The 1,664-nt window shown below is 58.5% G+C and carries 2 protein-coding genes; one reads left to right on the top strand and one right to left on the bottom strand.

All coding sequences use genetic code 11. From position 1 onward, the window contains the following. Positions 1-694, bottom strand: a 694-nt coding sequence (locus Q8K05_RS05770; RefSeq protein ID WP_305245560.1) for a DEAD/DEAH box helicase family protein, incomplete at its 3' end; no start/stop codon positions are given. Positions 695-1,284: 590 nt separating this feature from the next. Between Q8K05_RS05770 and Q8K05_RS05765 the strand changes: the two genes are divergently transcribed. Continuing rightward, a partial coding sequence (locus tag Q8K05_RS05765) for a sigma-70 family RNA polymerase sigma factor (RefSeq protein ID WP_305245559.1) occupies positions 1,285-1,664 on the top strand: 380 nt, incomplete at its 3' end.

The raw sequence follows: 1,664 nt of genomic DNA, 5'->3' as shown, positions 1-1,664 counted from the left end.
TGGCACCGGCGAACTTGATGAGGCGGTAGATGAAGCTGATGCTGGTAAAGGTCTTGCCGCTGCCGGTGGCCATCTGGATCAGGGCTCTAGGCTTGTTGGCTTTGAGCGAGGCCTCCAGGTTGCGGATCGCTATTTTCTGGGCGGGCCACAGGCCGTCTTCAATCAGCGGCGGCATGGTTTGCAGGCGGGCCAGGAAGGTGGGAACGGTAGATGTGGCGGTGGCAAAACCGGCGTTAGCGTCGTTGGCAGTAGTTGGGGCGGCAGTCCCGGTATGCACCGCGGCGGAAGATTCCCAGCCCTTCCCCCCAACCTTTTCGGGCAGGTCTTTCAGAAACGCGGCCAGGGTTTCGGGCCGGTGGAAGGCGAACACGGCTCTGGCGCGGGGCTGCGGGTCCAGCCCCTGGGTGAAGTGGGTCTCGATGCCGGTGGATTCGTAGCTGAAGGGCAAGGGCCTGCGCCAGGCGGGCAGCGTGGCGGGCAGGCCCTGCGCATAGCGGGCGGATTGCACCTCGACGCCGGTCAGCGTGCTGCCTTCTTTCTTGGCCTCGATCACGCCAGCGGCTTTGCCGTCGATGTAGAGCAGGTAGTCGGCAAAGCCGTAGCCGGTGTTGAGGGGAAATTCGCGGAGGGCGACGCCACGGGCAGCATGGATGTTGGCGTCAAGCATATTGCAGACGTGCCAGCCTGCTTGCATGAGTAGTGCGTCAATCGTTTGTCTGGCTTTGGCTTCTGGCGTCATTCCCCCTCCGGTGTAGGGCATTCTAGGGGCGCACAGGGATTTCCAACCCCCGGATTGCCCTGTGCATGCGCGCATCAGCAGCTTTGTAGCGGGGGTGACGGAGCGCCTGCAGGTCTGGCTGGCCGGGCAGGCGCTGGTCCGGGTGGTGGCTCAAGTGGCCTGAAGTGCCCTGAAAGCCACCGAAAGTGCTATTTAATTAATAGCTTCCCGCTCCCGTATCTATTGGACAAAAGCCTCTTTTTCCATAAATTATGGCTGTTTTCAAGCCACCGGCAGGTGCCGGACGGCCCGAGCTTTTCCATCCCTGGAAGGGATATTTGACGCCGCAGCCTCTGCTATTTTTCCTACAAACACCTGCTGAACCAATGGGCAAAATCAGACACTAATCCAGTCAAACTCAGGGTAAACACGCATTAGCCCGTCCCTATCAAAGCAATTGAACCTATTGCCTGGCACTCGCTCTAACAGAGTGCTAATATTTGAAATTAGACAAAAGGAGTTCTGCTGTGTCACATGCTCTTTCACGCCAAGCCTTTCACGCCGCCATGGTTGCTCCCGTTGCCCCAACTGGCGCCGTGGCCGCCCTCAATCCCTGGTCGGTGGTTCCCCCTCTGGGTGACCTGGACGCTTATATCTCGGCGGTTAACCGTCTGCCCATGCTCACCCTGGAGCAGGAGCAGGAGTTTTCCAAAAAACTGAAAGAAAACAACGATCTTGATTCTGCCGGCAAACTGATCCTCTCTCACTTGCGTCTGGTGGTTTCAATTTCCCGGAAATACCTGGGCTATGGGCTGCCTCACGGCGACCTGATCCAGGAAGGCAACATTGGCCTGATGAAGGCGGTCAAACGGTTTGACCCCGACCAGAACGTGCGGCTGGTCAGCTATGCCATGCACTGGATCAAGGCCGAGATTCACGAGTACAT

The sequence above is a fragment of the Polaromonas sp. genome, from assembly GCF_030682935.1.
In the GTDB taxonomy this organism is placed as follows: Bacteria; Pseudomonadota; Gammaproteobacteria; order Burkholderiales; family Burkholderiaceae_C; genus Polaromonas.
The sequence above is the reverse complement of the archived record's forward strand: the minus strand, read 5'-3'. Positions and strand labels throughout refer to the sequence as shown.